Raw genomic sequence first — 8,712 nt, 5'->3', positions numbered from 1 at the left:
GGTGAGTTGGCTGGCGGTCGGACCCTCACCCCAACCCCTCTCCCGACGGGAGAGGGGCTTTGCTCCTCCTTCTCCCTTCGGGACCATGGCCCCCTTTTTGGGGGAAGGTGCCCCGAAGGGGCGGATGAGGGTACGGGTCGCTCGCGTTCGATCTCAGCGAGTCGCTACGCGCCGGACCCTCACCCCAACCCCTCTCCCGATGGGAGAGGGGCTCGGCTTTTCCCTTCTCCCCTAGGGAGAAGGTGCCCCGCAGGGGCGGATGAGGGTACGGTCGCTCGCGTTCAATCTCAGCGAGTCGCTACGCGCCGACCCTCACCCCAGCCCCTCTCCCGACGGGAGAGGGGCTTTGCTCACTCCGTTTCGGCCCAGCGCGACAGGTTCTGCTTCAGCGCGTCGATGCCGGCCCAGGGATCCTTGCGTCGCCGTTTCAGCTTGGCGGGGACGTCGCGCAGCTTGAAGGCGTCGGCGCGGTGCAGTTTGGACAGGTCGCTCCAGGCCAGCGGCATCGCCACCGGGGCGCCGGCGCGGGCGCGCAGCGAGTACGAGGCCACCGCGGTGGCGCCGCGGCCGTTGCGCAGGTAATCGACGAAGATGCGCTGGTTGCGCAGGCGCTTGCTGGCGGTGGCGAGGAAGCGATCCGGTTGCGACTGCGCCAGCGCGTCGGCGAAGCCATGGGCGAAGCGCTTGGTCAGGTCCCAATCGCAGCCCGGCGCCAGCGGCACCACCACGTGCAGGCCCTTGCCGCCGGACACGCGCAGGAATGATTCCAGCTCCAGTTGCGCGAGCAGCTTGCGGATGTCGGTGGCGGCGCGCTTGACCTCGGCGAAAGGCACGTCCGGGCCTGGATCCAGGTCGAACACCACGCGGTCGGCCACGTCCGGGCGCTGTGCCTTGGCGCCCCAGGGATGGAATTCCAGGGCGTTGAACTGCACCAGCTCCAGCAGCCCGGCCGCATCCTCGACCACCAGGTACTCGGCCTGGGTGCCGCTTTCTTCCTTCAACCGCACCGACGACACCAGTTCCAGCCCGGCGGTGTGGTGCTTCTGGAAGAAGCACGCGCGTTCGGCGCCAGCCGGACAGCGGATGATCGACAGCGGGCGACCGGCGATCTCCGGCAGCAGGTGATCCATCACCGCGCTGTAGTAGTCCCAGACCTCGCGCTTGGTCGCGCCGATGTCGGGGAAGACCACGCGGCCCGGGCTGGACAGGGTCGGCGGCGTGCGCGCGGTGACCGTGGCCGCGACATCGCGCTTGCTGCGCCGGGGACCGCTGGTCTTGGTTTCGCTCGACTTCGCCGCCTTCGCCCCCTTGGTTGCCTTCGTTGTTTTGGCCGGCCCGTCTGCCTTGGCTTTCCTGGCCGCCAGCGTCGCCCGCGCCGCCGCCGCGCGCGGTGCCGGTGCGTCGGCATCGCGCAGGTCGGCGATGTCCTTGTCCGGGCGCACCGCCTTCAGCGAGGCCTGGCGCAGCAACTGCTGTCCGCCGATGCCGCGGTAGAACACCTCCACCACGAAGCGCGGCGCGAACCAGCGCGCGCTGCGCAGGTCGGTTTCGGTAGTGGGCACGTGCACGCTGGGCGTGGTGCTGCCGGCCTTGCCGATCAGTGCGGTCAGCTCGCGCAGCAGCGCGTCGGAGAAGCCGGAGCCGACCCGCCCGACGTACAGCCAGCCATGTTCGGGATCCGGCCGCGCCAGCAGCAACGCGCCGAAGCCGCTGCGGCTGCCCTTGGGTGCGGTGTAGCCGACCACCGCGAATTCGTCCGAGCGCAATTGCTTGGTCTTGCGCCAGTCGTCGCTGCGGCCGCCGTGGTAGCCGCGATCGGCGCGCTTGGAGACGATGCCCTCGAAGTGCTGCGCGCCGGCGAGCTGGAACGCGGCGTCGCCGTCGCCGTCGATGTGCGAGCTGAAGGCAAGGTGCGTATCGGCGTTCTGCAGCAGCCGCTGCAGCAGCGCCTTGCGCGCGGACAGCGGTGCAGCGGCGATGTCGATGCCGTCCAGATGCAGCAGGTCGAACAGGGCCAGCGCGAGCTTGCCCTGACGCTCGCCGGACAGCACTGCCTGCAGCAGGTTAAAGTCCTCCTTGGTGCCCTTGCCGGCGATCAGTTCGCCATCCAGCGCCGCCGAGCGCAGGCCCAGCGCGGCGATGGCATCGCGGATCTCGGGAATCTTGTCGGTCCATTCGATCGCGTTGCGCGACCACAGCCGCACCACGCCGTCGGCGACGGTGGCCAGGATCCGGTAGCCGTCCCACTTGATCTCGTGGATCCACTGCGCGCCCTGTGGCGGCGCGTCGCCAAGCCGGGCCAGCTGCGGCGCGAACGGCCCGTCCGGCGCCGCCGCCGGCATCGCGCCGGGCAGCGCCTCGGCCAACTTGGCCCAGTTCGTCCGGCGGCCTTTGCGCACTGGCGCCACCACCGTGACCTTGCGCTTGTCCGGTTTGCCGGCGCCGGCACGCTTGACGTCCTGCGCCGGCGCCGCGGTGACATCGGCCAGCAGGTCATCCGCCTCCAGATCGCCGGCGAAGGCGTCGTCCTCCTTGAACAGCAGCCACTGCGGTTGCCGCGCCGGCTTGCCCGAGCGCACCAGGTGCCAGCCGCCCTTGAGCTTGTCGCCGAACAGTTCGAAGCGCAGATGACCCTTGGCCAGTTGCGCTTCCGGATCGTCCGCGCTGCTCCACACGCCGTGATCGAACTGGGCGACGTGGCCGCCGCCGTATTCGCCCTGCGGGATCTCGCCCTCGAACGTGGCGTAGTCCAGTGGATGGTCTTCCACTTCCACCGCCATGCGCTTGACCTTGGGGTCGTAGCTCGGCCCTTTCGGCACCGCCCAGCTCTTCAGCGCATCGCCGACCTGCAGGCGGAAATCGTAATGGCGGCGGCTGGCGTGGTGCAGCTGCACGACGAAGATCGGCCGCTGCCCCGCCGGCACCGGCTTGCCCGGCTCCGGTTCGCGGGTCTTGTCGAAGCGGCGCTTGCGGCGGTAGTCGGCGAGGCTCATGGCGCGGGCCCGGCCCGCGTCACGTGCGCAGGTGCGCGCGGACCGCCGCGGCGCTGCTGCCCAGCGCCTGCACCGCCGCGCGCAATTCGTCGGCGGTCACGCCCAACGCCTGCGTCCAGTAGCGCACTTCGTCGTCTTCGTGGAGGTTGATGCGATCTCGATCGGGCGAACCGGTATTGCGGGTGTCGTCGCTCATGCCGATGTCCTGTCGTCCAGAGGCCGCTGCGGTCGTGGAGGGCGCGCTGCAGCGCGGCGGCGAAGCCGACGGACGCGGCATGCGTCGGCGGACCGTTACGCAAACTTCTAGTCGCGCCGGCGTGGCACCGCCGTGAAAGCCATGTCTGCCCCATGCATGCGCGCCGCTGGCGTGGACGCGCATGCCGCTGCCTCAGAACGCCAGCGAGGTACTGAACAACAGCTGCCGCGGCGCGCTGCGCTGCAGCGTCTGGTAGTCGCCGGCGAACGCCGAGCCGGCGATGTTGGCGGTACCGATGTTGTGGCGGTCGAGCAGGTTGCTGACGTCAAGGCGCAGTTCCAGGCCGGGTAGCGGGCTGTCGGGCCCCAGCGTGTACGCCGTGTACGTGTTGACCTGCCAGAACGCCGGTACGCGCAGGTCGTTCTCGTAGGTGAAGGGCTGATGCAGGTACTCGGTGCTGGTGGCGCCGAAGCGCCAGTGGCGCACATGCGCTGACAGGTCGCTGACCAGCGACAGTTGCGGATAGCCCGGCTGCGCCTTGCCCTGGATCGGATAGACGTTGCCGTCGACGACCACGTCGCGGTCGTAGACCGAGCGCGCCAGCGCCACGCCTTGGTAGAACTGCAGGTGCGGGGTGAGGTCGACGGTCACGCCCAGGTCGGCGCCGAAGGTGTGCATCTTCGGCATCACCTGCACGGTGTTGACCTGCGCGAACTGGGTGCCGACCGCGGCCGACAGCAGGCGATGGCGGATGTCGCCGTAGAACACGTCCGCGGTGACGGTGGCGCGGTCGAAGCGATGGGTGCCGCCGAGGGTGAGGTTCCAGTCCTGTTCCGGCTGCAGGTGGCGGGCCAGGCGGTCGAACGTGGCCTGGTCGGGGACGGTCCAGGCCGAGGCGGTATAGCCGATGTTGCCGCGCTGGGCGACGCGGAAGCCGTTCATCGCGCTGCCCAGGTCGATGAAGCCGTCGGTCTGCGTGGTCGGGCTCCAGAACAGCGACAGATGCGGCAGGAACGCGCTCTTCGCGCGCAGCGTGCCGGCCGCCGGCCGGTCCGGCGCATCGCCGACACCGCCGCCGCTGGTGCGGAAATCCACCGCCTTGGCGCCAAGGCCCAGCACCAGCGTGTCGCTCAGCGCGATGTCGTCGTGCAGGTAGACCTGGCGCGCGCGGGTGGTCCACTGCGAGACGTTGTCGGTATTGAACGCCGGGCCGTACACATCCCACGGCCCGGTGGTGCGCAGCGGCCGGCCCTGCCCCAGCAGCGGTTCGGTGTACCAGGACGTCGCCGCGTCGGCGCTGCTGTGCTCCTGCCAGAGACCGGCGCTGAGCGTGTGCCGGCCATGCACATAGGTCAGGCTGAGCAGGCCGCCGGTACGCCGCAGGTGCGGCGCCTGCACCTGCTCGGAGAACGGCGCGCCGTTGGGTGAGGGCGTGGTCGGATCGCTCAGCGTGGCGTGGGTGCGGCTGTGCGCGCTGTAGACCTGCACATGTCCGCTGAGCGCGTCGGAGATGTGGAAGTCGTGCGCGAGCGAGGCGATGCGGTCGTCGGTGATCTGGCCGGTGTCGTACGGCAGCAGCCCGGCCAGCGCGCCGCAGCGGTAGGCGCCGCAGGAGGCGGCGGCGTTCTGCGGCAGGGCGATGGCATAGGCCCTGGCGTAGTCGGGATAGAGACTGTCGGCGCGCCAGCCCAGCTTGCCGAGCATGTCGAAGGACAGGTTGTTGTAGCCCCACATCGCGGCGTGGCTGGCCGACAGGAACACGGTGAACGTGCCCCAGGCCACGTCCTGCGTCGCCTTCAGGTCGCCGCGCAGGAAGCGCTGGGTGCCGCCGCCCTGGTATTTGTCCGCGCCCAGCCGTTGCAGGTCGACCTGCAGCTTCGGACCGTTGGCGCCGAGTTGCCCGCTCTGCGCGGAGACCGTGGTGACCCGGGTCGCGTCGCTGCCCACGCCCTGCTTGACGCGCAGGCCGGGCGTGTCCTTCGGTTCGCCCAGGCGGTACTCCAGCGCGCCGCCGTTGGCACTGCTGGAGAACACGCTCACCGGTGCCGCGCCGGGGCTGACCGTGATGGTGCCGATGGCGTCCGGCACGCCGACGTTGACCACGCTGGTGCCGGTCAACGACAGGAAGCCGCTGTCGTTCAACGGCACGCCTTCGAAGGTGATGCCCATTTCGTTCATGCGGAACCCGCGCACGAACAGGCTGGTGGCGGAGACGTCCAGGCCCAGCCCGTCGGTGGCGGTGTAGCTGGCGCCGGGCACGGTCTTCAGCCGCGCCAGGCCGTTGCTGCCGGCGAGGTCGGCGTCCATGTCGCCGGCATTGATGACATAGCGGTTCGGGCCCACCACCTGGGTGGGCGCCACTGTGGCTGCATGCGGCGAGGCCACCACGTCCAGTGCGGACAGCGTGGTTGGGGTGGTGTCGGCGTTGCTGCTGGCAGTCGTCTCCGCCGCGTGTGCCGTGTAGGCGGTGAGGCAGGCGACCAGCGCCGCAGACAACAGCGACGGCGCGCACTTGTGCCTGAGGCGATGCGGTGCAGAGATCGGCAGGATTGCGGCGCGGAGACGGGAGGAGGTCGCGTGCATGGTCGGATCCGGTGTGGAGTGGGAAGCGGTGGCGCACGCGCGCACCCAGCGCAGGGCGGCGGCTTCGCGGCGACGTCCGGCTGGCTGTGCGTTTGCGATGACAGTGCGCCGACGGTGCGGCGCGGACCCGGGAAGGTGGCGCGCGGCAGGTGCGGCGGCCCGCTCCGGATCGATGGAGGCGAACGGCGCAGCTGCGGCATCGCGCTTCCGCGGTGAATACAGCGGCGTGAAGCGGTGCAAGAAATTCTTGCATTGCATGTGCGCTTGCACCATTGCGCGTTGGTACAGCGCTGCCTGCTGCGCGTATGCGATGCGATACCTGGGTATAGGGCGCTGGTGCCGCTGCGCGAACGAGGATGGATCAGCGCCGACGTCTACGGCGAATGCATGCACGGTGGCCGGGGGGCCGACCTCATGCTGCTGCACGCGTGCGCGAGACATGGGGCCGAATGCTCAGGACCGATGCGGCTCCACCGGCAGGCGCCGGGTGCGACTGGCCTCGCGGAGCGGCGCCATCGCCAGGCTTGCAGACGCCTGCCGCCCATGACCTGCGACCTATTGACGACACGTGTCGTCACGGGTAGTTTTGCCGACACGTGTAGTCATCGGAGTGGGCGGATGCGCCGCAAATCGATCGGGGACCAGGAACTGGCCCTGCTGCAGTACATCGCCGAACATGGCGATGCCAGTGTCGGCGAGGTCGCCGCCGGGTTCGGCGAGGCGCGCGGGCTGGCGCGCTCGACGGTGCTGACCATGATGGAGCGCCTGCGCGCCAAGGCCTATCTGCGTCGTCGCCAGGTGCAGGGCGTGTACCGCTATGCCGCCACCAGCGGCCAGGACGACGTGGTGCGCAGCGCGGTCGGCAGCTTCGTCGAGAAGACCCTGCAGGGCTCGGTCTCGCCGTTCGTGGCGTGGATGTCGCAGCGCGCCGAGGTCAGCGACACGGAACTGGCCGAACTGGAGGCCCTGGTGGCCAAACTGCAATCGCAACGGCGAGAGGACTGAGCCATGCACAGCCTGGTGGGGACGAACGTGTTCGAGAGTCTGCTGTCGCGGTTGCTGGCGACCAGCGTGCAGACGCTGGTGCTGGTCGCGCTGATCTGGGCGCTGTGCCGCTGGCTGCCGACCCTGCCGGCGGCGACGCGTTGCCGGTTGTGGTGGCTGGTCGCCGCGCAGAGCGTGCTGGGCCTGCTGTGGGCCGGGGCGGTGCAGCTACCGGTGCTGCCGGCCGCGCCGGCGCCGGTGGCGGCGGCACCGGCGGCCGTCGCTACGGTGTCGGCGACGCCGGCAGGCGCTGCGATGCCGCGCGTGTCCGCTGCGATGCCTGCGCAGATCAACGTCAACGCCACCGCTGCCACCGCGGCGATCGCCGCACCTCCGGCCACGACATCCCTGGCCGCCTGGCCGTGGGCGCAGGCGCTGGTGGCGCTGTGGCTGGCCGGCGTGCTGGTCTGTGCCGCGCACAGCGTGCTGGCCTACCGTCGCAGCCGCCAGCGTGCGCGCGAGGCGGCGCCGTGCACCGACACCGCCCTGCTCGGTGCGCTGCGCCTGGCGGCCGAGGCCCACGGCCTGCGCCAGCCGCCGCAGCTGCGGCTGTGTGCGCGCACCGATTCGCCGCAACTGATCGGGCCGTGGCAGCCGGTGCTGCTGCTGCCGGCGCGGCGCATGGACAGCCTGCGCGCCGACGATCTGGACATGGCGCTGACCCACGAACTGGTGCACCTGCAGCGCCGCGACCTGTGGTGGGGGCTACTGCCGGCGGTGGCGCAGCACCTGTTCTTCTTCCATCCGCTGGTGCACCTGGCCAACCGCGAGTACGCCCTGGCCCGCGAGGCGGCCTGCGATGCGGCCGTGGTCGCCGGCCACCGCCATTGCCGTCACGACTACGCGCGGCTGCTGGTGCAGCTGGGTGTGGCACCGCGGCCCAGCGCCGGCCTGGCCAGCGCTTCGCCGACCTTCCTGAGCCTGAAACGGAGATTGCTGATGCTGCAGACCACGTCCGCTTTTCCGCGCCTGGGCGCGGCCCTGATCCTGACCGCGGTGGCCGTGCTTGGCGTGGCGCCGCTGCGCCTGGTGGCCCAGCCCGGCCATGCGCTGCCTGCCGCCGGCAAGCCGGCTCCCGTCTCCCCGGCGCAGGCCGCGGCGCCACCGAGCGAATACACTGCCGATGACGCGGCCCGCGAAGCGGCGCTTGCGGCGGCGGAGGCGCAGGCTGCCATGGCGGCTGCAGATGCAGCGAAGCAGGCAGCCGACGCGAGCGCAGCGGCGCAGGAGCCTGAGATGGAAGCCGCGAACGCGGCGGCCGCGGAGGCGGCCGATGCGGTCGACATGGGGGACGCCGGTGCCGCCGCCCGCGCCGCCAACGTGCCCGCAGTACCGCCGCCGCCGCCGCCGCCGCCCGCGCCGCCTGCGCGGCCTGCAATGGTGGTCCCGGCGGTCCCCGCGCCGCCGCCGGCCATCGGCTCGCGGATCAGCACGCGATCGATGCAGAAAACCCACAACGGTCAACTCGAACAGTCGTATGTCCGGGTCAAGGGCAACCATTCGACGATGAGCGGCAGCAACGACGAACTCGCCAGCGTGAAGCGCGAGACCCAGGGCGATGGCCTGTGGTTCCGCCGCGGCGGCAAGCGTTATGTGGTGCACGATCCTGCGCTGCTGGCCCGCTTCGACGCGCTATTCGAGCCGATCGGCAAGCTGGGCGCGCAGCAGGGCGAGCTGGGTAAGCGCCAAGGAGCGCTGGGCCGCGAGCAGGGCGAGCTGGGCCGTGAACAGGGCAAGCTGGCGCAGGAGGCCGCGGCGCGGGCGCTGGCGCGCATCGACATGGACGCCGTCGCCGCCAAGGCTCAGGCGAATGCACAGGCAGCGCTTGCGCAGCGCCAGGATGCACTGTCGGCGAAGATGCGCGCGCTCGGCGAACAGCAGGCCGCGCTGGGCCGG

The 8,712-nt window shown here is 70.8% G+C and carries 4 protein-coding genes and 1 pseudogene; 2 read left to right on the top strand and 3 right to left on the bottom strand.

Going from position 1 to position 8,712, the window contains the following annotated elements; translation table 11 throughout:
* Positions 1 to 350: 350 nt before the first annotated feature.
* The 3 genes from ligD to CEK69_RS13935 all read right to left on the bottom strand — a co-directional run bounded on the left by ligD (position 351) and on the right by CEK69_RS13935 (position 5,772).
* Complete coding sequence (gene ligD / locus CEK69_RS13945) at positions 351 to 2,993, bottom strand: DNA ligase D (protein WP_152246196.1); 2,643 nt, start codon at positions 2,991 to 2,993, stop codon at positions 351 to 353.
* A 19-nt stretch (positions 2,994 to 3,012) separates the two neighbouring features.
* Positions 3,013 to 3,189, bottom strand: coding sequence for a DUF3606 domain-containing protein (locus CEK69_RS13940; protein ID WP_152246194.1), 177 nt, complete (start codon positions 3,187 to 3,189; stop codon positions 3,013 to 3,015).
* A 192-nt stretch (positions 3,190 to 3,381) separates the two neighbouring features.
* Entirely contained in the window at positions 3,382 to 5,772 is a 2,391-nt protein-coding gene (locus tag CEK69_RS13935; protein WP_226975165.1) for a TonB-dependent receptor, read from the bottom strand.
* A 618-nt stretch (positions 5,773 to 6,390) separates the two neighbouring features.
* On the opposite strand from CEK69_RS13935, the gene CEK69_RS13930 reads away from it, so the two are divergent.
* Together CEK69_RS13930 and CEK69_RS21465 are read left to right on the top strand one after the other, a co-directional pair.
* Positions 6,391 to 6,777 (top strand): BlaI/MecI/CopY family transcriptional regulator, encoded by a 387-nt coding sequence (locus CEK69_RS13930; protein ID WP_017909741.1) that lies wholly within the window; start codon positions 6,391 to 6,393, stop codon positions 6,775 to 6,777.
* Between the two features lie 3 nt (positions 6,778 to 6,780).
* Positions 6,781 to 7,962 (top strand): annotated as a pseudogene (locus tag CEK69_RS21465) (M56 family metallopeptidase); the annotation flags it as partial.
* Positions 7,963 to 8,712: the final 750 nt, after the last annotated feature.

The organism is Xanthomonas sp. LMG 12462 (assembly GCF_009192885.1).
GTDB classification, from domain to species: domain Bacteria; phylum Pseudomonadota; class Gammaproteobacteria; order Xanthomonadales; family Xanthomonadaceae; genus Xanthomonas_A; species Xanthomonas_A sontii.
This window is presented reverse-complemented; position numbering and strand designations above follow the sequence as displayed.

Bases quoted from the DNA above. Each gene is read 5' to 3' on its own strand.
- CEK69_RS13940 (WP_152246194.1), bottom strand. From the start codon at position 3,189: ATGAGCGACGACACCCGCAATACCGGTTCGCCCGATCGAGATCGCATC.
- ligD (WP_152246196.1), bottom strand. From the start codon at position 2,993: ATGAGCCTCGCCGACTACCGCCGCAAGCGCCGCTTCGACAAGACCCGC.
- CEK69_RS13930 (WP_017909741.1), top strand. From the start codon at position 6,391: ATGCGCCGCAAATCGATCGGGGACCAGGAACTGGCCCTGCTGCAGTAC.
- CEK69_RS13935 (WP_226975165.1), bottom strand. From the start codon at position 5,772: ATGCACGCGACCTCCTCCCGTCTCCGCGCCGCAATCCTGCCGATCTCT.